This is a genomic window from Segatella copri (genome assembly GCF_949820605.1).
Classification (GTDB): domain Bacteria; phylum Bacteroidota; class Bacteroidia; order Bacteroidales; family Bacteroidaceae; genus Prevotella.
In genome coordinates, this window is sequence record NZ_CATKVU010000006.1 from 394,787 (window position 1) to 415,871 (window position 21,085).

Genomic DNA, 21,085 nt, shown 5'->3' on the forward strand with positions numbered 1-21,085 from the left:
TTCTATTTTGCGTTATAATATATATAAATAGGTGTATTCTGACTCCTCACGCATTAAAATGTGAGTGAGCAGCTTACGCCGAGGCTTCCAGACCGCAGCGGATTAGCAGTCTTGTTACCGTTATTCAGCATGGTAGGCTCTATTCTGAGCGAGAGATCATCGGAGATGTCAAATTCCGAGAGCGATGCATCTACGTAGGCATCAATCACTGAGAAGGCATAGATGCCTATCATGACGAAGGTTCCCAAGTCTCTCCAACGGCGATATTTATCTTTTCGCTTGCGGAAAATTTCCTTATAGCGTTCTATGTTCGATTCGTTGATCTGGGCACCCAAGTGCAGAAACTGATTGTAGCTCTGGGTGTTGGGGTCATCGTCCATAATATCCATGTAGGCTTGCGAATAGTCGTGATACATCTGGTTGTTCCAGGTGATGGCGTATGTACAGCCTACGAAACCGCCATAGATGAAGGGCAGTTTCCAATATTTGCGATTGTATATCTGTCCGGCACCAGGTAATACAAGTGCCAACCACATGGCACGCTTGGTATCAGGTCGCCAAGTTGCCCAGTTGCGCTTTTTGCGTACAGGCTTTGCTGGTTGGGTGAGGCTTGCCAGTTTGCTGCTGTCTTGTGCGCTAAGCATCGAGTCTATGGCTATTTTTGCCGAGTCGGCTGATGCAATGGTTGGCACATTGGTCACTTGTTTTTTTTGTTTCGACTTCTGTGCCTGTGCGCCCATCGGTGCCAGAAGCAGCAGGGTTGCCAAACAGATTTGTGATATACAGAGTTTCACTTTTATTCTTGCTTTAACTGATCGAAAACATTCATGATGTGCTCCAGCTCCTCTTCGTTGGCGAATGGAATGCTGATTTTTCCCTTGCCCTTAGCAGAGCAGGTGAACTGCACTTTGGTATTGAGAAACTGTGACAGGCGGTTTTTGAGTTGTGTAAATTCCTCAGGCATCTGAGCCTTAGCCGTGATGGTTTTCTTACCGCTCTCGATGTCTTCTCCGCTCTTGAGTCGCTGTACCATCTCTTCAACCTTTCTTACTGAGTAGCCGTTCTTCTGTATCTCCTTGAACAACTTGATTTGCAGCGAAGGTGAGTCGAGGGCCAGTAGGGCACGGCAATGCCCCATGTCGATTTCTTTCTTCTGTAGTGCCATCTGCACCTGGGCAGGAAGTTTGAGCAGTCGCAGATAGTTGGCGATAGCTGCACGGCTCTTGCCCACACGTTCTGAAATTTTCTCCTGTGTCATACCCTCGTTTTCCAGAAGGTGTTCGTAGGCGAGTGCTATTTCTATGGCGTTGAGGTCTTGGCGCTGGATATTCTCTACGAGCGCCATTTCCATTACGTTCTCATCGCTGATGGTGCGGATGTATGCAGGGATAGCTGTCAGCCCCGCAAGTTGTGAAGCGCGCCAGCGGCGTTCACCGGCGATAATCTGGAATCTGTTTTCAGAAACCTGTCTTAAGGTGATAGGCTGGATGATGCCTATGGCCTTGATGCTTTCGGCGAGCTCATGTAAGGCTTCGTCGTCAAACTCCCGGCGTGGCTGATTGGGATTCGCCTCAATCTGGTCGAGAGGAATTTCATTGATGGTACTGCTGCCCTGGGTGCGCACTCCCTCGGTAGAGATGAGGGCATCGAGTCCGCGTCCTAAAGCGTTGCTCTTTGTACCGTTGTTGTATTTCTTGTGTACTGCCATTTTTTTACTTTTAATTTTGAACATTGAACTTTCTGAAAGGGCTCAATTTCCAAATCTTAACTATTCTTGTTGATAATCTCCTTTGCCAAGGCCAGATGGTTCTTGGCTCCATTGCTTTCTGCATCGTAAAGGATAACTGGAAGACCATGGCTCGGACTCTCGCTCAGCTTCACGTTGCGCTGGATTACGGTCTTGAACACCAATTCCTGGAAGTGGCGTTTCACCTCGTCGTATATCTGGTTGGCAAGGCGTAGACGACTATCATACATGGTGAGCAGGAAACCTTCTATCTCGAGTTTCGGATTCAGCTTGCTCTTGATGATCTTGATGGTATTGAGCAATTTGCTGATACCTTCAAGAGCGAAATATTCACATTGAACTGGGATGATGACACTGTCGGCTGCTGTCAACGAATTGACGGTGATGAGGCCGAGCGAAGGCGAACAGTCTATCAGGATGTAGTCGTATTCGTCACGGATAGGCTGCAGCAATGTCTTAATCACCTTTTCGCGATTTTTGAGATTCAACATCTCTATCTCGGCACCTACCAGGTCGATATGACTAGGAATGATGTCGAGTCCATCAATGTCGGTGGTGTAGATAGCATCGCGCACGTCTGCATGGTCGATGATGCATTCGTAGAGCGAGCAGTCTACCTCGCTGATGTCCACGCCCAATCCACTGGAAGCGTTTGCCTGTGGGTCGGCGTCCACTACGAGTACCGTTTTCTCTAGCGTGGCAAGCGATGCTGCCAAGTTAATGGTGGTAGTAGTCTTTCCTACACCGCCTTTTTGGTTAGCTAATGCGATGATTTTTCCCATTTTCTTAGTAAATTTTCGGCAAAGATACAAAAATATTGTGAGAAAGTCGCTATCTTTAAAGGTTTTTTCGTACTTTTGCACCAAAAAGAAATATATTTTTATGGAAAATAAGAAACCGTTAGTATTAATTTCGAATGATGATGGCTATCATGCCAATGGAATCAAGACCCTGGTGAACTTTCTGAAAGACTGGTGTGACCTGCTGGTTGTTGCACCGGAAAGTGCCCGTTCGGGATTCGCCTGTGCCTTCTCGGCTACTACTCCCTTGCGCCTGAAGCGTCGCCACAATATGGGGAATGATGTGGAGGTTTGGTCATGTAGCGGCACACCGGTTGACTGTGTGAAACTGGCGTTGGATCAGTTTCTTGCTGATCGCAAGCCCGATTTGATTATCGGCGGTATCAATCATGGTGACAATTCGAGTGTGAACAATCATTATTCGGGAACGATGGGTGTAGCTAAGGAGGGCTGTATGCAGCATATTCCAAGCATAGCCTTCAGCAGTTGCAATTATGATGAAAATGCGGATCTCAATCCTTTGCGCGATGGGGTACTGAAGGTTGTTAAGATGGTGTTGGAGAAGGGATTGCCGGAATATACCTGTCTGAATGTCAACTTCCCGGCTTTACCTCCGTTCAAGGGTTTCAAAGGTTGCCGGATGACTCATGGCTCCTGGATCAATGAGGTGGATCATCGCACTCATCCGCATGGATATGATTATTATTGGATGGTGGGTGAATACCGTAATGACGAACCGGAGGCAACGGATACTGACCAATGGGCTGTGAATCATGGTTACATCGCTATTACCCCAACTAAGATTGATGTAACGGATTATGATTGGTTAAAGAACTTTGAATTATAATTATGAAGTATTACCTGATAGTAGGCGAGGCTAGTGGAGATTTGCATGCCAGCAGATTGATGCGCTCGTTGAAAAAAATAGACGAGTTTGCTGAATTCCGTTTCTTTGGCGGTGATTTGATGGCTGCTGAAGGTGGCACTCGCGTCAAGCATTTTAAGGAGTTGGCTTATATGGGTTTTGTGCCTGTACTGCTACATTTGGGTACCATCTTTTCGAACATGAAGAGATGCAAGGAAGATATTGTGAAATGGAAGCCGGATGTAGTGATACTGGTAGATTATCCGGGATTTAATCTCAAGATAGCTAAGTTCCTGAAAAAGAACACCAATATCCCTGCCTATTATTATATTTCTCCTAAGATATGGGCATGGAAGGAGTGGCGGATCCGCAGCATTAAACGTGATATCGCTGAACTCTTCTCAATCTTGCCATTCGAGGTGCCGTTCTTCGAAAAGAAGCACCGTTATCCTATTCACTATGTAGGTAATCCTACGGCTCAGGAAGTAGGGGAGTTCAGGTCGGGATATCATCAGAGTTTTACGGAATTCTGTCAGGAGAATAATCTTGACACCTATCGTCCTGTTGTCGCTTTGCTGGCAGGAAGCCGTCTGCAGGAAATCAAAGATAATCTGCCGGCGATGATTGAGGTGGCTGAGCGTTTTGAAGATTATCAGATGGTGCTTGCCGGTGCTCCTTCGATAGACGATGCTTACTATGAGAAGTTTATCAAAGGTACACCTGTCAAACTGGTGCGTAACAAGACTTATCCGCTCTTGTCGCATGCTACAGCAGCTCTTGTTACCAGTGGTACTGCAACTTTAGAGACGGCTCTTTTCGATGTGCCTCAGGTGGTATGTTATGAAACGCCTGTACCTCATCTCATCCGTTTCGGTTTCAAGCATATCATCAAGGTGAAGTTCATCTCGCTGGTGAATCTTATCGCCAATAAGGAGATTGTGCCGGAGATGCTTGCCGACCGCTTTACGGTTGATGGTATTGCCAACGAACTTTATCAGATTCTTCCGGGAGAACCTGGCAGGGATAAGATGTTGGCAGAATATCAGGAAGTTCGAACTCAGTTAGGCGATAAGGTTGCGCCGGATGAGGCTGCGGGCATCATGTTTGGTCTTCTGGTTAAGCGTAGGGAAATGCTTCTCCGTATGGCTCGTGAGCGTGCTGAAGCTGAAGCCAAAGCTGCAGCTGAGGCTGCAGAACGTGCGCGACAGAAGGCGATAGCTGAAGCCGAGGTTGCTAAGAAACGTGCCGAAGAGGAAGCTTTGGCGGCGCAGAAACGGGCAGAAGAAGAGGCTGAACTGGCAAGAATAAGAGCAGAAAAAGCCCGACTGGCGGCTGAGGCTAAGGCACGTGAGGCTCAGCAGCGTGCAGCCCAGGCACAGTATGAGGCGCAGGAAGCCCAGAAGGGTGAACGCTTTGAGGAAGAACAGGAAAAAGGTGAAATGTTTTAATAAAAAGCAATCTCTTTCAGTTCTGTGCGGATATCAATCCGCTGCAGAACTGCTGACTAAGGCAGATTTGAAGGTATACGCTAAAACCATCATCACGGAAATCAGAAAGTATGATCCGGATAATATCATCCTGATGGGTTGTCCGCATTGGGACCAGGATATTGATATCGTGGCAAAGAGCCCTATCGATGGTGTGGAGAATGTGATGTATACCCTTCATTTCTATGCAGCCACCCATAAAGATTATCTGCGTGATAAACTGGAGGCTGCCGTGAAGAGCGGTTTGCCGGTCTTTGTATCAGAATGTGTTGGTATGGAGGCTTCGGGTAATGGTCCTCTGGCTCCTGATGAGTATCAGAAATGGCTCGATGTAATGGAGAAAAACAAGGTGAGTTGGGTAAACTGGTCGGTTTCAGATAAGGATGAAACCTGTTCCATGCTTTTGCCACGTGCCAATGCTACCGGCACCTGGACAGATGATCTCATCAAGCCATGGGGCAAGATGGTGAAGCAGGCACTGAAGAAATATAATAGATAACAGCATAGTTTATCGCAAGTACTTTCGTGAGCCAACGAAGCTACTTGTGTTTTTTATGGTGATATGAAAAAAAGAAAGGCAGGGGTTCTTTGAGGAATCCCTGCCTTTCTTTGTGCTTGGCCAAACTGTAGGTTTGGCCTTTATCTCATAAAAGATGTATTATCCAAACAACTGGATGGTGTATAGGTAGATTACTGCTGCCGGTATCGCCATGAGCGAAGAGTCGAAGCGGTCGAGCATGCCTCCATGTCCTGGCAGGATGTTGCCGCTATCCTTTACTCCGAGGGTACGCTTGAAGAGGCTTTCTACCAGATCGCCCCATGTGCCGAAGAATACCACAACCAGACCTAAACCTTCCCAACCGAGAATGCTGAGACGGTGGGCTTCCCCATCATTGGCAATATAGCCGATAATGCCTGCTGCTATCAGTACGAATATGCCTCCGCCTATGCTGCCTTCCCAACTCTTGGCTGGACTGATGCGAGGAAAGAGCTTATGCTTGCCGAAAAGCGAACCGCTGCAATAGGCACCGGTATCATTAGTCCAGAGGAAAATGAAAATGCTCAAAGGCAACAGCATGTCGTAATGTATCTGGCCATCGAAAGCTGATGTCTCGAAACTCAATACATTGATCATCGAGAAAGGCAAGGCGATGTACAACTGAGAGAGCATAGTGTAAGCCCAATCGTTGATGGCATCCTTGTTGCCTGTATACAGTTCGCTGATGAAGAGATAGAGGATGGTGAGCAGATAAGGTACGAAAACCACGAAATTGCCCACAATGCCCATGCGGAAGCCAGCCACGGCAAGGAAGAAGTAAACACCCGCTACGGTGCTGATGAAACGGTTTACCGTAACATTCTCCTTCTGGTTAACTAATCCGCAATACTCCCAGATACTCAATCCGGTAATGAGGGCGAACAGGATAACCATTGCCCTGGGATTGAGAAAGCAAGATACCATGCACACCACGAAAAATACGCCTGTGATGGATCTTATCACTAGATTCTTCTGTTTGTCAGTCATATCGGTTTGTTTTATTCGTTCTTGTTTTCTTCCGAACCTTCATCCTTCTTGGAAGTCTCATCAGAATCATTATTCTTCTTTTGGTTCTCTTCATGCTCCTTGATGGCAGCCTGAACTTCAGGAAGTTCCTTTACGGCGTCATCGTCTATCTTAGGCTGTTCGTCTTCCATGATTTCCTGCGAACGGCTCAACCAAGGACGCTTGCCAAAGATATGTTCTACGTCTTCTGCCATAATCACCTCTTTCTTGATCAGAAGTTCTGCTAAGGCATTGTGGCCTTCCTTGTGCTCCATCAGGATGTTCTTGGCACGGGTATACTGCTCGTTGACAATCTTCAGAACTTCCTGGTCTATCTCGCGGGCTGTAGACTCAGAGTACGGACGCTGGAATGAATATTCGTTCTGGTTGTAAAAGCAGATGTTTGGCAACGTCTTGCTCATACCGAGATAAGCTACCATACCATAAGCACTCTTTGTGGCGCGCTCCAGGTCGTTCATGGCTCCTGACGAAATATGACCGGTGAAGAGTTCTTCTGCGGCACGTCCACCCATTAATGAACACATCTCGTCGAGCATCTGTTCCTTGGTGGTTATCTGGCGCTCTTCTGGCAGATACCATGCAGCACCGAGAGCCTGACCACGAGGTACGATGGTAACCTTGATGAGAGGGTTGGCATACTGGCAGAACCATGAGATGGTTGCGTGGCCTGCTTCGTGGAGAGCGATGCTACGCTTCTCGTCGGCAGTCATCACCTTAGTCTTCTTCTCCAGACCGCCTACAATACGGTCTACTGCATCGAGGAAATCCTGTTTACACACAGCTTTCTTGTCGTGGCGTGCAGCAATGAGGGCTGCCTCGTTACAAACGTTGGCAATATCTGCACCCGAAAACCCTGGTGTCTGGCGGGCCAGTAGATCAACATCTACTGTTTCGTCTATCTTGATAGGTTTGAGATGAACCAGGAAGATAGCCTTACGTTCGTTCAAACCAGGGAGATCTACGTGAATTTCGCGGTCGAAACGTCCGGCACGGAGCAAGGCGCTGTCGAGCATGTCTACACGGTTGGTAGCTGCAAGGATGATGACACCACTGTTGGTGCCGAAACCATCCATCTCTGTAAGGAGAGCGTTCAAGGTGTTCTCGCGCTCATCATTACCACCCATGGCTGGGTTCTTGCTGCGGGCACGGCCTACAGCATCAATCTCATCGATAAAGATGATACAAGGTGATTTCTCTTTAGCCTGGCGGAACAGGTCGCGTACACGTGAGGCACCTACACCTACGAACATTTCAACGAAGTCGGAACCGCTCATGGAGAAGAAAGGTACGCCAGCCTCGCCGGCAACAGCCTTAGCCAAGAGGGTCTTACCAGTTCCCGGAGGGCCTACGAGAAGGGCTCCCTTTGGAATCTTACCACCCAAGTCGGTATATTTTTGTGGGTTTTTCAGGAAGTCTACAATTTCCTTCACTTCCTGCTTGGCACCTTCCTGTCCGGCCACATCCTTAAAGGTGATGCCGATGGCATTTCCCTTTTCGTACATCTTAGCTTTGCTTTTGCCCACGCTGAAGATGCCGCCGCCCATACCGCCGCTGCCCATACCGCCGCTGAATCTTCCAGACATCCAAAGGATGAAGAATACGAAGAAGAGCAGAGGTGCCAGATTGAAGAGCGTGCTTAAAAAGTCGTTATCCTTCTGGTTGTCGTAGCTGAAGGAGCGTATCTTCTTTTCCTTCAACATCTGGTTGGCATAGCGTTCCACTTCGTCAACTGAGCCGAACTGTACTTTTACGTATGGGTTAGGACCAACAGACTTTGCCGGCATATTGTATACATCGCGCGTATATTTCGGGTTGATGTATATTTTGAGGGTGCTTTCTGTTTTATTGGCCACAACACTGAGCACATAACCCTTGTCTACATACTGTTTGAACTGGGTGTATGTGGCTTCCTTGGCAGCGCTGCCTCCAATCGCATCGCCTCCTCCTGTAAAGAAGAGGATGATCATGGTGATGAGGCAGATGGTGAAAAGCCAGGTCATATTAAATCGTGGCATCTTTGGTCCGCCATTGCCACGAGGCTTCATATTATTGCTTTGTTCCATATTTATTTTATATGTATAACTTTTAGTCGAAAAACAATGTCTGTTCCATCATGTGGGATGGGAGAGACTGACTAGTCGAGATCAGGTATATGGGTGAGCTTTGCATCCTCCCATAAATGTTCGAGGTCGTAATAAGCACGTACTTCCGGAAGGAAGATGTGTACTAATACGTCAACAAAGTCCATTGCCACCCACTGGTCGTTGCCGAGACCTGCTACATTTACAGGTTTTTCTTTCAGGTTCTTGCGCACGATGTCTCCCACAGAACCTGCGATAGCTTCAACCTGAGTAGGGCTTCCTCCCTGGCAGATGATGAAGTACTTGGCAATGCTTCCATCGATTTCTGTCAGGTCGGCGATAACAATGTCTTGACCTTTCTTTTCTTGTATACCTTCTTTAATAGTCTCTACGAGTTGTTTAACTGTGTTCATTTATCTTTTCTTTCTTACTTAATTTATATTCTCTATTTTTCTGCAAAGATACATTATTATAATGGAAAATCGACTTAAAAGGCAAAAAAAATGTGGAAAATTAAAGAAATTGCGCTTTTTTTAGAAAAAAGTGCCGAAAAATTTTGCAGGTTCAAAAAAAACTAGTACCTTTGCACTCGCAATTGAGAAATGAACATCTCGTTTGCTGATATTGGGATATGGTGTAATGGTAACACTACAGATTCTGGTCCTGTCATTCCTGGTTCGAGTCCGGGTATCCCAACAATCAAAAAGTTCTATTTTAAGTTTGGGATATGGTGTAATGGTAACACTACAGATTCTGGTCCTGTCATTCCTGGTTCGAGTCCGGGTATCCCAACTCATATGGTAAGGCATCTTTCAGTAATGAAAGGTGTTTTTTTTGTTTATAGGAATTCTGTTTTATGGAGTATTCATAACAATAACCCCCAGAGCTTTCGCCCTGGGGGTTATTGTATTTATTTCTTCTCGGCATCAATAGCCTTGATTTTCTGCTTTACCATTTCGAGGTCAGCCTTGAGTTTCTCAATCTTACGGTTCATTTCTTCTACCAGACTATTGCCCTTTTTGCTGGCTGTGTTGAAGAAACCAAGGTTGTTCTCGTAAGTAGTGATTTCATTGCGCAACTGGTCGTAGCGGCGCAAGAGTTTGCCACGCTCATTGCCGAGTGCATTGACGCCTTCCTTGGCAACATTCTTCAAGTTGTTCTTGAAGTTGTCAAAGTGGCGCTTGGCATTGGTGGCGTGAAGTTTCTCATAGGCAGTATCGATAGTCTCATGATACTCTTTGTAGACCTTGTCTTTCTCTTTGAAAGGAACGTGTCCGATAGCACTGTATTGCTTGGCAAGATCCTTGAGTTTCTTCTGGAAATCGTTGTCGGTAATCTCTGCAACTATAAGTTCCTTGAGCTGGGCAATAATGTTGCGCTTCTTGTCCAGATTGGCATGTTCCTCGCTGCGTGAACCGGCATTCTGCTTGTTGCGGGCTTCGAAGAACTTGTTGCAGGTATCCAGAAATTCCTTCCAGAGCAATTCGCCTTGTTTATGAGGTACGGTACCCACCTTCTTCCATTCTTTTTGGAGAGCGATGAGTTTGTCGCCAGTTTTCTTCCAGTCTGTACTGTCAGCCAGTTCCTTTGCCTTGTTTACGAGTTGCTGTTTCTTTTCGAGATTGGTAGAGTAGGTATCTTTCAGTCCTTTGAAGAATTCAGCCTTCTTGTTGAAGAATTCATCGTTGGCGATGCGGAAACGCTCGAAAATCTTGACGTTCATTTTCTGAGGGGCAAAACCGATAGTGCGCCACTCTTTCTGAATCTCTATGATTTCCTGGGTAACCTTCTCCCAGTCCTTGGCAGTCTTGTATTCTCCTTGGTTGGCAGCCTCTACCTTTTCGCAGAGGGCAGTTTTCTTGGCGAGGTTTTCCTCTTCCTTGGCACGCAGGTCTTCGAAGTGCTGCTGGTGCTTTTTGTTGATAACAGTGCTGGCAGCCTTGAAACGCTCCCAAATCTGTTCTCTCAACTCCTTGGCAACAGGACCAATCTCACGATATTGCTGGTGGAGGTCCTGAAGCTGGTGGAAGGCAGAAATAACATCCTCTTCCTCATTGAGTTTCTCTGCAGCCTCGCAGAGTTTGGTCTTGGCTTCAAGATTCTTCTTGAAATCATATTCGCGGGCTTCGCTGTTCAACTTGAGCATGTCGTAGAACTGCTCTACATAGAGCTGGTAGTTCTTCCATACTTCGTTTGCCTTGTCTGCAGGGATGTTCTTGATTTCCTTCCATTCCTGCTGCAAGGTCTTGAAGTCCTGATATGATTTGTTGGCCTCCTCCGGTGAGGTGGTCATGGCCTTTATCTTTTCGATAATTTCCTCTTTTTTGCGGAGATTATCTTGTTTTTCTTCTTCTTGTGCCAGGAAGATCTTGGCTCTTTTCTCCTTGATGAGTTGCATCTCAGCCTTGAAGGCTTCTTCGGTGTCATCCGGTAGAAGGATATACTTCTCTGGGTCACCGCCTTTTGCGAGATACTCTTTCATCTGTGCGTCTCTTTCTGCGAGATGAATCTTGTAGAAAGTAGTCTTGAGTAGGTCGAGTTCCTCCTTGTTTGGATTTTCGCTGCTATGAGCGATTTCCTTTACTCTTTCGAGCACTTCCTGCTTGGTAGCATAAGCCTTCTTGGCAGGTTCTTCCAGGGTGCTCTGCTGCAACAGAGCTTTTTCTTGAGAGTCCATCATGTCACTTTGTTTAGTTTATGATTTGAGTTTCTTGGGCCGGTAGTCGCTTATCCGCAATTCGACCCCATACAAAATTATATTATTAATAAGTTGCAAACTTAAAAAAAAAAATCGAATATCATGCCATGATATTCGATTTTTTAATTTTTTTTGTATTTATAATTGTCTTTTTCTTGCTAATCATCGTTTTATGTGCTCTTTCGGGCTACTTAATGCATATCAGAGTGGTATATGCTTAGAGCAGGCGCTTGTATCTGAGGAAGCCCCATGAAAGTGCAGAAACGAGCACGGAGATAACCAGGGCAATGGCAAATCCGTAATGGCTGTCTTCCATACCGTTGATTAAGTTCATACCGAACAAAGAGGAAATCAGCGTAGGCAACATCATGACGATACTGATACTGGTCAAGGTACGCATCGTGGTATTCATGTTGTTGTTGATGATGCTCGAATAGGTATCCATCGTCGATTCCAGAATGTCTGAGTAGATGCTTGTGGTTTCGCGTGCCTGTGTCATCTCGATGTTTACGTCTTCGATGAGGTCGGCATCAAGTTCGTCCACCTGCAGCTTGAACTTCAACTTAGACAGGAGATTCTCGTTGCCTCGGATAGAGGTGATGAAGTAGGTAAGGGAGTCCTGCAGGCGGCTCAGGCCAATCAGGCTCTCATTGTTCACACCATGATCGAGGTTTCGTTTGGCCTTTTCTATGAGCGAATTGATCTGTTTCAATCGCTTCAGATACCAAACCGCTGATGAAAGGAAGAGACGGAAGATCATGTCTACATAGTCGGTGAACCCCTCGCTGCGCTTCTGCTGGTAGCTTACGAAATCAATCATCATATTGGTTTCATAATAGCATACGGTGATGGTAACATCGCGCTTATGGATGATACCCAGAGGCACGGTGGTGTATGGGGTACGGCTGCGTATTTCCTTGACATAAGGGATACGGAGGATGATGAGCATCCAGCCATCGTCATATTCATAGCGGGCACGCTCATCAGTATCACTGATATCCGAGAGGAAATAATCAGGGATCTTGAATTCTTCTTCCAGCAAGCGCTGGTCTTCATCAGTTGGACATGTTACTTGTATCCAGCAGTTTGGCTGCCACTCATTGAGTACAGTCAGATTCTTGTCTATATTCCAATAAGTCTTCATAGTTTGCTAATCTCCACATAATAAAAGTTTGGGGTATGGAGACTAGCGCTTGGGTATGGCCTACTGAAAGGCTTTGCCGTTGCTGAATCTCCACGCCTTACAATTCATTATTGTTCTCCGCGTGATAATCGTCCATTTTGGTGTTATTTTAATGAAACTTATGCAAGTGAATTTGTATGATCTGCTACAGAGATTTTACAAGACTTGCGAAATCGACTGCAAAGGTAATGATTTCTTTTGAAAACTGGAACAAAAAAGCCGAGAATTTTCACTCTCGGCTTTCTTTTTTAATCTTTTTGTAATTTCGTTCCCCATTTTTTACTTTGCAGGAATCTCTGTCAGGAGCTGCTTGACGAGGTTCCAGAAAGGAGCAACGCAACTGATCTGGCAACGCTCGTTGGCTGTGTGAGGACTAAGAAGAGTAGGACCGAATGATACGACATCGAGGTTAGGATACTTGCTCAGGATGATAGAGCACTCCAGACCTGCGTGAACAGCCTGTACCTTACCGTCTGTGCCGTTCTGCTCTTTGTAAACCTTCAATACGTGTTCCAGAATGTCGCTCTTAGGGTTAGGGTTCCATCCCATATAGCTGCCGCTGAATTCAACCTTCATGCCTACCATGTTGAAACAGCTCTCTACCATTGTGGCAAGATACATCTTGTAGTATTCGTGGCTGGAACGGGCCAGAATCTTGATGGCAGCCTTGCCGTCACCAATCTCAACGATTGCGAGGTTTGAAGAGGTCTCTACGATTTCAGGCATAGATGGAGCCATACGCAATACGCCATCGTGGCAAGCGTAGATTGCATCTACAAGATTATCCTGGATTTCGGCAGGAACCTGCATCTTAGGAGTCTCTACATTCTCAGTGAAGAACTCGATGTTCTCAGTTGTTTCAATGCCTTCGAACTCATCACAGATTTCGTCCTTCCAGTCTGCTACCAGGTCATTCAAAGCTTCAATGTTCTCCTTAGGCAGAGTCAGAACAACCTCAGCCTGGAATGGGATGGCATTGCGCATGTTGCCGCCCTGCCATGAAGCTAGACGGGCATCGAGTTCTGAAATAGCTTCACGCACGAAACGAACCATGCACTTGTTGGCATTCGCTCTGCCTTCGTTGATTTCGATACCGGAGTGACCGCCTTTCAATCCCTTGAGGGTTACCTTAACGGCAGCATCTTCCTTGTCGGTTTCTACCTCTTTATAATCGAGAGTTGCTGTGATGTCGATACCGCCAGCGCTACCGATAACGAACTCGCCCCAAACCTCGGTATCGAAGTTCAAGAGAATGTCGCCGTTCAGTTCGCCTGTTGGGAGATCGTTGGCACCATACATGCCTGTCTCTTCGTCGGCGGTAATCAAGCCCTCGATAGGACCATGCTGCAAATCTTTTGATTCCATTACAGCCATGATTGTAGCTACGCCAAGTCCGTCGTCGCTACCGAGTGTTGTATGATTAGCACGTACCCAGTCGCCATCGATGATGGTTTCGATAGGGTCTGTTTCGAAATTATGCTTGCTGTCTGGTGCTTTCTGAGGAACCATGTCCATGTGCGCCTGCATAATAACGCCTTTGCGGTTCTCCATACCTGGAGTTGCAGGTTTGCGCATCACGATGTTGCCTGCTGGGTCTTGGAAAGCCTCTACACCTGCTTCTTTTGCCCAATCGAGCAAATAAGCCTGAATCTTTTCCAAATGTCCTGATGGACGTGGAACTTGTGTTAACTTGTCAAAGTTGCGCCAGATTTCAACTGGGTTCAAATTCTTAATGTCAGCCATAATATTTTTATTTTAATGTTAAATGTTCAATGTTAAGTTGGGCATACGCCCTAAAGCAAGAGGATTCTTCACTCCTCACTCTTCACTTTTCCGGTAAACGCCAGTGCTATCCAGGCATAGATTCCCAAAAGGACTACAAGCAGGGTTTGCACGGAGTGTACGATGAGAACGAAGAAGAGGGCATCGTTTGCCTGAATGCCATAGAGTATGAGCATTGTCTTGACGGCAAAATGCCAAGGTCCGGCTCCGTTAGGAGTTGGTACAATGACCGCTATGCTGCCCACGATGAATGTTACCAGACCGCACATCAGATTGAGATGGGAGGTTGCTTCGAAGCATTGGAAGGTGAGATAGTAGTGGAAGAAATAGCTCAACCAGATGCCCAGTGTAAGGGCGATGTAGAGTGGTACATTTCTGACACCTTTCAGCGAGATGATACCTTGCCAGAGTCCTCCCAGTGTTGCTTTCACCTTATTATATATAGCGAGTCGCTTGAGCAGATAGTGAGCCAGGATGAGTACTGCTATGCCACAGATAGCGGTCACAATGTAACCAGTGGCTGTAAACTGGCAGAGTAAACTGTCCATGCTCGTACCTGTTTTCTCAAAGAAATTGAGAAATACCGGAATCTGCATCACAAAGACCAGCACCGTAATCAGCAGCACGAGGAGTGAATCGATGGCTCTTTCTGTAACGACGGTACCCAAGGCTTTCGGAAACGAAACATCATCCCATTTCTTCAATACGCCGCATCTGGCAAACTCGCCCGCACGAGGAATTACAAGACTCAGAGCATAGGACAGGAAGATGGAGTAGGTGCTGATACTGGAGCGTGCCTTCTCGCCTAATGGTTCCAGCGACTGTTTCCATCTCCATCCTCTGAACACTTGGGCAGAGATGCCAAAGGGGAACGACAGCAGCATCCAGGTCCAACTCATCTTGTGAAGCAGAACATCTTCTACTTGCTTGAAGTCGAATCCGCGATACATCCAATAAAGGATGGCGCCACCCAGAATGAGCGACAAAGCCACCTTCCAAATGTTGTTTGCTATCTTCTTTATATCCATAATTAGATGCAAAGATAATACTTTTATTGACAATATCGTTCGAATCTGCATATTTTTAGCATAAATAAACGCTTGGGCGCCATTTATGGCTAAAAGTATAGGCTTTTTTTTAAGAAACAAGTGGCTCTTTCCCTTTTTTACCCAAAAAGATAAAAAAAATCGCATACTTCGTGTGGATTCTCAAAAAATAATCGTATTTTTGCAAAATATATAATATAAAGATAAGATATGAAAGCTGTAAAGCCTAAGAAGAATCTCGGTCAGCACTTCTTGACCGACCTCAATATAGCAAAGCGCATCGCCGATACGGTGGATGCCTGCCCGGATATACCTGTTCTAGAAATCGGACCAGGTATGGGCGTTCTTACCCAATATCTCGTAGAGAAACCAAGACCCGTCAAGGCAGTGGAAATCGACTCGGAGTCGGTGGCATATCTTCATGAGAATTTCCCGACACTCAAGGATAATATCATCGGTGAAGACTTCCTGAGAATGGATTTGAACCAGATATTCGATGGAAAGCAGTTTGTACTGACAGGTAATTATCCATACGATATCTCATCTCAGATATTCTTCAAGATGCTCGATTACAAGGATCTCATTCCTTGCTGTACCGGAATGATTCAGCGCGAGGTGGCATTGCGTATGGCATCAGAACCAGGCAACAAAGCCTATGGTATCCTCAGTGTGCTCATCCAGGCATGGTATGATGTGGAATATCTCTTTACGGTAGATGAGAATGTGTTCAACCCACCACCAAAGGTAAAGAGTGCGGTAATCCGTATGACTCGTAACAAGGTGACTGACCTTGGCTGTGATGAAAAACTGTTTAAGCGTCTGGTAAAGACTGTCTTCAACCAGCGTCGCAAGATGCTCCGTGTGAGTTTGAAGCAGATGTTCCCGGGTGTAACCCCACGCGAGAATTTCTACACCACCGACATCATGACCAAGCGCCCTGAGCAACTCACTATCCAGCAGTTTGTAGAACTCACCAACTATGTGGGCGAAGAATTGAAAAGATTAGAATTAATAAAATAAAAACATATAATTATGATAGACGTTAAAGAAACTTTGAATTCTGCAGCAGAGCGTATGGAGATGGCAGCAATGTATCTCGCAGAGGAACTCTCTCATGTTCGTGCTGGTCGTGCTAATGTAGCCATTCTCGATGGTGTGCGTGTAAATAGTTATGGCAGTATGGTTCCTCTGAACCAGGTAGCTACAGTTACAACCCCTGATGCCCGTACTATCGCTATCCGCCCTTGGGACAAAAAGGCTATCAAGGATATCGAAAAGGCTATTATGGATAGTGGTGTAGGTATCACTCCTGAGAACAATGGCGAAATCGTACGTCTGGGTATTCCTCAGCCAACAGGTGAGCGCCGTAAGGAGCTCGTAAAGCAGTGTAATAAGATTGCTGAGCGTGCTAAGATTGAGGTGCGCAACGTGCGCCAGGAAATCAAGGAGAAGTTGAAGAAAGCTATCAAGGATGGACTTTCTGAAGACTTGGAGAAGGATGCTGAGAATGATTTGCAGAAACTCCACGACAAGTACATCAAGCAGCTCGAAAACCTGATGGACGAGAAGGAGAAGGAAATCATGACAGTCTAAATCATTCTGGACTTACATTATTTAATAAGTGATAATGAGAGGACTCGTTATTAAAAATACAGGCAGCTGGTACACCGTCAAGACAGACGATGGCCAGCTGATTGAAAGTAAAATCAAGGGCAATTTCAGATTGAAGGGCATCCGCAGCACCAATCCTGTGGCTGTAGGTGATTATGTGCAGCTTATTACCAATCAGGAAGGTACGGCATTTATCTCTTCTATCGAAGACCGCCAAAACTATATCATTCGTAAATCACCTAACCTCAGTAAGCAGAGTCATATTCTGGCTGCTAATGTAGACCAGGCGCTGCTTGTGGTAACGGTGAATTATCCGCAGACATCTACTACCTTCATCGACCGATTCCTGGCTGGTGCTGAGGCCTACAGAGTGCCTGTTATCATCATCTTTAATAAAAGTGACATACTTTCAGAAGAAGAATTGCATTACGAGAAGATGATGTGCACGCTCTATGAGACCATCGGATATAAATGTATCGAATTGTCGGCAGCTACAGGCGAAGGTGTTGAACTGTTGCGACCTCTTATCAAGGATAAGAAATCTTTGTTGAGTGGCAACAGCGGGGTAGGAAAGTCAACCCTCATCAACCAGCTCATTCCTGAAGCAGAGCAGCGTACCGCCGAAATCAGCGAGGCGCATAATAGCGGAATGCATACCACAACCTTCAGTGAGATGCTGGAACTGCCGGAAGGTGGTTATCTCATTGATACTCCGGGCATCAAGGGCTTTGGTACCTTTGATATCGAAAAGGAAGAGCTGACCAGCTATTTTAAGGAAATCTTCAAGTTCTCTCAGGATTGTAAGTTCTCTGACTGTACCCATACCCACGAACCGGGGTGCGCGGTAATCAAGGCGGTTGAGGAACATTATATTGCAGCTAGCCGCTATCAGAGTTATCTCTCTATGTTGGAGGATAAGGACGAAAACAAATACAGAGAGGCTTTTTGATAGTGAAGAGTGAAGAACGAAGAGTGAAGAAATTTAAAAAGCATATTAATGAAAGAACAGAAGGACGTCAGGCAGCGTATCGAAGAAGGTGAGTTCGCACAGAGTGCAGAAATCAGTGCGAGCTATCTGGATGAGGACATCTTGATTATAGATAATGTCAAGGTGTTGCAGAACCCCGACCCTATGAGATTCCAGATGAACATGATTGCATCCTGTCAGAGAGGTAGCCTGAGAGCTGAACTCAACGGGCGGGAATTCACCGTGGAGAAGGGCGATATATTTATCAGTCCGCCTAACTCTATTCTCGACATCAAAGAGGTGTCGGAAGATTTTGCATGCACAGCCATGTGTGTCAGCAATCACGGCTTGCTTGGTATTCTTCGTTCTCATATCTCGGTATGGAACCGTGCCATGTATGTGAGCAAGGTTTCGGTGTTGAAGATGAACGAGGTGGATATGGTATTCTATTCTAAGTTTACCGACTTGGTGCGCCTCTGTTTGGATCCGAAGTTCAACGACCGCAGTTCGTGGAAACCTTATCGCCGTGAGATTGTAGAGACGCTCCTGAAGAGTGCTCTCCTTGCTGTGAGCAATCTTTTGCTGACAGATCTCCCGAAAGAAACTTTGGGAACCAGTGCCAGCGATTTCTTTGATAAGTTCCTGGAGATGTTGCAGCAGAGCGAAATCAAGCATCAGCCTGTAGAATATTTTGCGCAGCAGCTTTGCATCACGCCAAAATATCTCTCCATCATCTGCAAGCGCCATTCCGGCAAGACGGCCATCGAGTGGATTACAGAGTATACGCTTGCTGATATCACCTATTATCTCCGTTCTACAACGAAAACAATCAAGGAGATTTCAGGTATACTGGGCTTTTCCAATACCTCATTCTTCGGTAAATATGTAAGAGAGCATCTGCACATGTCACCTCTGAAGTATCGTGAAAGTTTGAGAAAACAATAACTGCAAAATAAAAACTCGCAAATTCTAAAGAAAGAATCTGCGAGTTTTTTGTTTCTATCAAATAGGGTGGAGCTGGAGGGATTCGAACCCTCGTCCGCACAAGGAAACCATACGCTTTCTACATGCTTATTCCAGCCTTCGGTTTTCGAGGCATGACAGGACCTGGATCACCAATCATACCCTTATCCTCTAAAATTTCATCCATGCAACGAGGCGTACATGAACTATTTCCGATTTACCTGCACCGCTTGATCAACAAGATTCGGAACAACATCCGTTGAGCGATGTCTCGTTCCAGCACCCTGTGCTGGAATAAAGCTAGTTTACTATACTTCGACTAGGCAGCGAGAGCGTAGTTATTTTCGCCAATTAATTTTTTGTTCACTAGGATTTAGGAGGTAGCCAACGAGCCTCCGCATGCTTACGTACCATTTCATCTCGCCGTCAAATCCAGTCAACCCCGAGAATTTTCTGATATTGGGTGCAAAGATAAGGCGAAAATTTGAAATTACCAAATATTTTTAGAAAAAAAAACTGCCAGATCCTCATTTTCATTATTTTTAGGTATTGCATACCTTCTTAGAAATATGTACCTTTGCAGCTTGATTCAAGATAGTAATAATGATTATGAATATGCTAAATAAGAAAATAACTTGGAGAAAACAACATAAATGGTTAGGCATCGGTATGAGCTTTTTCATGCTGATGTTCTGCTTGTCGGGTATTCTGCTTAACCACCGTTCGCTTATCAAAGATGTGGACGTGAGCAGGAAATATCTGCCAAGTCGCTATGAATTCAAGAATTGGAATGGCGGGTTGCTGAGGGGAACGCTTGCTTTGGATGATGCCATATTGCTGTATGGAAACGGGGGAATCTGGCAAACGGATTCTACAGCATCCACATTCAAGGACTTTAATAAGGGGATGCCAGCAGGAGCAGACTGCCGACAGATAAGAAATGTTATCAGAACGGATGATGGTTCTGTCTGGTCGGTATCTCCATTTGCACTTTACCGGTTGGGGAGTCACAAAATATGGAAAAGCGTAACTCTTCCGACAGAGCCGGAAGAGAAGTTGAGCGACATTTCTGCTCATGGAGATACGCTTTTGGTTCTCAGCCGCTCCTATGCTTATGTTTCCTTGCCACCTTATCAGAACTTCCACCGGATAGAATTGCCTATGCCAAAGGAGTATGATGGGAAGGTTACAGTCTTTCGTACGATATGGCTGCTTCACAGTGGAGAGTTGTTTGGCAGCATTGGTAAACTCATCGTAGATGGCATTGCCATAATCCTGGTGTTGCTCTGCATCTCAGGTCTTATCTTCTGGTTAAAGCCTAAACAGAAGAGGTTGCTTCGCTTTTCGCTACAATGGCATGACAAAATAGGCCGATACACCATCATGCTTACTTTGTTGATAGCCCTGACAGGTTGGTGCCTTCGTCCACCTGTGATGATAGCCTTGGTGTTGAACAAGATGCCGTCTATTCCTGGGACGACGCTTCATAGCAAGAACCCTTGGAATGACAAACTCCGTGTGGTGCGTTATGATGAAAAGTTCGGTGACTGGCTCTTGTCAACTTCGGATGGTTTCTTTTCCGTGAATTTCCAGACAGGAAAGTTGGAGTCAATCCCCAATACTCCACCAGTCAGTGTTATGGGATTGAATGTCCTTCAGCAAAACAAAGATGGTAAATGGTATTGCGGTTCGTTTAGTGGTCTCTTTGTTTGGGATAGAGTAAAGGGGACAACCGTTGATTATTCTACCGGGAAAGCTGCTTTAAAGAACGCTGGCGCACCATTCGGAAAAAAGGCGATAGCAGGTATGAGCCAGGATTTCTCTGATACGCCTGTCATTGCTGAGTATAATGAAGGAACCGACTTTGCACCACAACCCGCTTATATGAACCAACTGCCCATGTCATTATGGAATGTGGCTCTGGAGGCTCATAGCGGTAGAATCTTCATAGGTAGTATTGCTACATATATATTTATCTTCGTAATGGGAATACTTGCCGTATGGTGCCTTTGGTCTGGGTATGTCATTAGACTGGTGAAGAAAAAATAAAAAAAGTTTGAATGCGTTGTTTTAATTGCCATATTGTATGTGTAAATGGTTGACACTCAGCGTAAAAGTACGTATGGTAATTCTCGGAAAAGCGCCGGGAATTGCCATATATTGTTATTGTGAGAATTAGTACCCTCATTTTCGTCGCGACGTATCAGATGCTACGTCGGGACGCAGTTGTTGTTACGTCGCGATGTATCAGATGCTACGTCGGGACGTAATTTCTTCCGCATCAATGGCGA

The 21,085-nt window shown here is 45.8% G+C and carries 17 protein-coding genes, 2 tRNA genes, 1 other RNA gene and 1 pseudogene; 10 read left to right on the forward strand and 11 right to left on the reverse strand.

Annotation, left to right across the window (positions count from 1 at the left end; all coding sequences use genetic code 11):
• Window positions 1-53: 53 nt before the first annotated feature.
• The 3 genes from RCO84_RS02690 to RCO84_RS02700 are packed head-to-tail and all read right to left on the reverse strand — an operon-like array spanning window position 54 to window position 2,529.
• A complete protein-coding gene (locus RCO84_RS02690) occupies window positions 54-740 on the reverse strand; it encodes a DUF5683 domain-containing protein (protein WP_144153840.1) in 687 nt (228 codons plus the stop codon).
• 56 nt (window positions 741-796) lie between these two features.
• Window positions 797-1,708 (reverse strand): ParB/RepB/Spo0J family partition protein, encoded by a 912-nt coding sequence (locus RCO84_RS02695; protein ID WP_022121424.1) that lies wholly within the window; start codon window positions 1,706-1,708, stop codon window positions 797-799.
• Between the two features lie 56 nt (window positions 1,709-1,764).
• Complete coding sequence (locus RCO84_RS02700) at window positions 1,765-2,529, reverse strand: ParA family protein (RefSeq protein ID WP_117586026.1); 765 nt, start codon at window positions 2,527-2,529, stop codon at window positions 1,765-1,767.
• 100 nt (window positions 2,530-2,629) lie between these two features.
• On the opposite strand from RCO84_RS02700, the gene surE reads away from it, so the two are divergent.
• The 3 genes and pseudogenes from surE to RCO84_RS02715 all read left to right on the forward strand — a co-directional run bounded on the left by surE (window position 2,630) and on the right by RCO84_RS02715 (window position 5,398).
• Window positions 2,630-3,394: a 5'/3'-nucleotidase SurE gene (surE, locus tag RCO84_RS02705; protein ID WP_317583793.1), complete on the forward strand. Its 765-nt coding sequence runs from the start codon at window positions 2,630-2,632 to the stop codon at window positions 3,392-3,394.
• A gap of 2 nt (window positions 3,395-3,396) precedes the next feature.
• Window positions 3,397-4,539, forward strand: a pseudogene (gene lpxB, locus RCO84_RS02710) (lipid-A-disaccharide synthase); the annotation flags it as partial.
• 388 nt (window positions 4,540-4,927) lie between these two features.
• Entirely contained in the window at window positions 4,928-5,398 is a 471-nt protein-coding gene (locus RCO84_RS02715; RefSeq protein ID WP_264900847.1) for a glycoside hydrolase family 5 protein, read from the forward strand.
• Between the two features lie 159 nt (window positions 5,399-5,557).
• On the opposite strand, the gene RCO84_RS02720 is transcribed toward RCO84_RS02715, so the two are convergent.
• From RCO84_RS02720 to rsfS, 3 genes are all read right to left on the reverse strand, one after another.
• Complete coding sequence (locus tag RCO84_RS02720) at window positions 5,558-6,424, reverse strand: phosphatidate cytidylyltransferase (RefSeq protein ID WP_022121429.1); 867 nt, start codon at window positions 6,422-6,424, stop codon at window positions 5,558-5,560.
• 11 nt (window positions 6,425-6,435) lie between these two features.
• Window positions 6,436-8,526, reverse strand: coding sequence for an ATP-dependent zinc metalloprotease FtsH (ftsH, locus tag RCO84_RS02725; protein WP_144153456.1), 2,091 nt, complete (start codon window positions 8,524-8,526; stop codon window positions 6,436-6,438).
• Window positions 8,527-8,597: 71 nt separating this feature from the next.
• Window positions 8,598-8,957, reverse strand: a complete 360-nt coding sequence (rsfS, locus tag RCO84_RS02730) for a ribosome silencing factor (RefSeq protein WP_006847152.1) — start codon at window positions 8,955-8,957, stop codon at window positions 8,598-8,600.
• Between the two features lie 212 nt (window positions 8,958-9,169).
• Between rsfS and RCO84_RS02735 the strand changes: the two genes are divergently transcribed.
• Window positions 9,170-9,240 (forward strand) — tRNA-Gln (locus tag RCO84_RS02735).
• 25 nt (window positions 9,241-9,265) lie between these two features.
• Window positions 9,266-9,336 (forward strand) — tRNA-Gln (locus tag RCO84_RS02740).
• Between the two features lie 118 nt (window positions 9,337-9,454).
• On the opposite strand, the gene RCO84_RS02745 is transcribed toward RCO84_RS02740, so the two are convergent.
• From RCO84_RS02745 to RCO84_RS02760, 4 genes are all read right to left on the reverse strand, one after another.
• Window positions 9,455-11,224 carry a DUF349 domain-containing protein gene (locus RCO84_RS02745; RefSeq protein WP_317583795.1) on the reverse strand — a complete coding sequence of 590 codons (1,770 nt, stop codon included), beginning with the start codon at window positions 11,222-11,224 and terminating at the stop codon, window positions 9,455-9,457.
• Window positions 11,225-11,459: 235 nt separating this feature from the next.
• Window positions 11,460-12,386: a magnesium transporter CorA family protein gene (locus tag RCO84_RS02750; protein WP_144153452.1), complete on the reverse strand. Its 927-nt coding sequence runs from the start codon at window positions 12,384-12,386 to the stop codon at window positions 11,460-11,462.
• 318 nt (window positions 12,387-12,704) lie between these two features.
• Window positions 12,705-14,168: an aminoacyl-histidine dipeptidase gene (locus RCO84_RS02755; protein ID WP_287829861.1), complete on the reverse strand. Its 1,464-nt coding sequence runs from the start codon at window positions 14,166-14,168 to the stop codon at window positions 12,705-12,707.
• A 68-nt stretch (window positions 14,169-14,236) separates the two neighbouring features.
• Window positions 14,237-15,235 carry a lysylphosphatidylglycerol synthase transmembrane domain-containing protein gene (locus RCO84_RS02760; protein WP_317573491.1) on the reverse strand — a complete coding sequence of 333 codons (999 nt, stop codon included), beginning with the start codon at window positions 15,233-15,235 and terminating at the stop codon, window positions 14,237-14,239.
• 228 nt (window positions 15,236-15,463) lie between these two features.
• Between RCO84_RS02760 and rsmA the strand changes: the two genes are divergently transcribed.
• From rsmA to RCO84_RS02780, 4 genes are read left to right on the forward strand one after another with little or no spacing between them, the layout of a single operon-like run.
• On the forward strand, window positions 15,464-16,273 hold the full coding sequence (rsmA, locus tag RCO84_RS02765) for a 16S rRNA (adenine(1518)-N(6)/adenine(1519)-N(6))-dimethyltransferase RsmA (protein ID WP_317583799.1): 810 nt from the start codon (window positions 15,464-15,466) through the stop codon (window positions 16,271-16,273).
• A 12-nt stretch (window positions 16,274-16,285) separates the two neighbouring features.
• The gene (gene frr, locus RCO84_RS02770) at window positions 16,286-16,846 is read left to right on the forward strand and encodes a ribosome recycling factor (protein ID WP_006847159.1); all 561 of its coding nucleotides are present in this window, start codon (window positions 16,286-16,288) and stop codon (window positions 16,844-16,846) included.
• 34 nt (window positions 16,847-16,880) lie between these two features.
• The gene (rsgA, locus tag RCO84_RS02775; RefSeq protein ID WP_264904940.1) at window positions 16,881-17,813 is read left to right on the forward strand and encodes a ribosome small subunit-dependent GTPase A; all 933 of its coding nucleotides are present in this window, start codon (window positions 16,881-16,883) and stop codon (window positions 17,811-17,813) included.
• A 48-nt stretch (window positions 17,814-17,861) separates the two neighbouring features.
• Window positions 17,862-18,776 carry a helix-turn-helix domain-containing protein gene (locus tag RCO84_RS02780; RefSeq protein WP_022121437.1) on the forward strand — a complete coding sequence of 305 codons (915 nt, stop codon included), beginning with the start codon at window positions 17,862-17,864 and terminating at the stop codon, window positions 18,774-18,776.
• Between the two features lie 64 nt (window positions 18,777-18,840).
• Here the strand turns inward: RCO84_RS02780 and ssrA are convergent.
• Window positions 18,841-19,238, reverse strand: a transfer-messenger RNA (tmRNA) gene (gene ssrA, locus RCO84_RS02785).
• A 159-nt stretch (window positions 19,239-19,397) separates the two neighbouring features.
• Here ssrA and RCO84_RS02790 point away from each other — a divergent pair.
• Window positions 19,398-20,843 carry a PepSY domain-containing protein gene (locus tag RCO84_RS02790; RefSeq protein WP_317583802.1) on the forward strand — a complete coding sequence of 482 codons (1,446 nt, stop codon included), beginning with the start codon at window positions 19,398-19,400 and terminating at the stop codon, window positions 20,841-20,843.
• Window positions 20,844-21,085: the final 242 nt, after the last annotated feature.